Below are 867 nucleotides of genomic sequence, written 5' to 3' on the forward strand. Positions count from 1 at the left end.
CCCCATATGGAATATTGACGATCAAGCCAAGGAGCATCAGCAAAACAAATAAAAAACTGTGAATTAGCAGAATTCGGATTCTGACTACGTGCCATAGAAACTGTGCCACGCTTATGAGAAAGATTTGAAAACTCCGCTGTCAAATCAGGCTTCTCTGAACCACCCATACCCGCACGTGATAAATTAAATTTTTCACCATCCTTTTTGCCAAATTCTACATCACCAGTTTGTGCCATAAAACCATCAATAACACGGTGAAAAATGACATTATCATAAGCCCCCTCACGCACAAGCTCTTTAATACGTGCAACGTGACCAGGTGCTAAATCAGCCAAAAGTTCAATAACAACTTCCCCCTTGGTTGTTTCAAGAATTAAGGTATTTTCTAAATCTTTCATTTCGGCCATATGGCTAGACTCCTTTATTTCATCTATCAGCTTGCAAAGTAGCAGCATGAATAACATCAGGATTTGTTACAGATCCATTATTACTTGTGGTGCCTTTTTTAATTTTATCAACAATATCCATTCCCTCTATAACTTCTCCAATAACAGTATATTGACCATTTAAAAAAGCAGCATCTGCAAAACAAATAAAAAATTGAGAATTAGCGGAATTTGGATCTTGTGAACGAGCCATACCAACAGTGCCACGCTTAAAGGGCTGTTCTGAAAATTCTGCTGGTATATTAGGATAATGAGAGCCTCCCATACCAACGCGCGTTGGATCAAAATCTGCACTCCCCTTTTTGCCAAACTTTACATCACCAGTCTGTGCCATAAAACCTGGAATAACACGGTGGAAAACAACATTATTGTAAGCGCCTTCTTTTGTTAATCTTTTGATTTGTGCAACATGTTTTGGTGC

At 38.6% G+C, this 867-nt stretch carries 2 protein-coding genes; both read right to left on the reverse strand.

The window, feature by feature from the left end:
- On the reverse strand, positions 1 to 407 hold a 407-nt coding region (locus FS875_RS10035; RefSeq protein WP_144756315.1), incomplete at its 3' end, for a peptidylprolyl isomerase.
- A gap of 19 nt (positions 408 to 426) precedes the next feature.
- Positions 427 to 867: peptidylprolyl isomerase (locus FS875_RS10040; protein WP_144756318.1), on the reverse strand; the 441-nt coding region annotated here is incomplete at its 5' end.

The sequence above is a fragment of the Bartonella saheliensis genome, assembly GCF_902162175.1.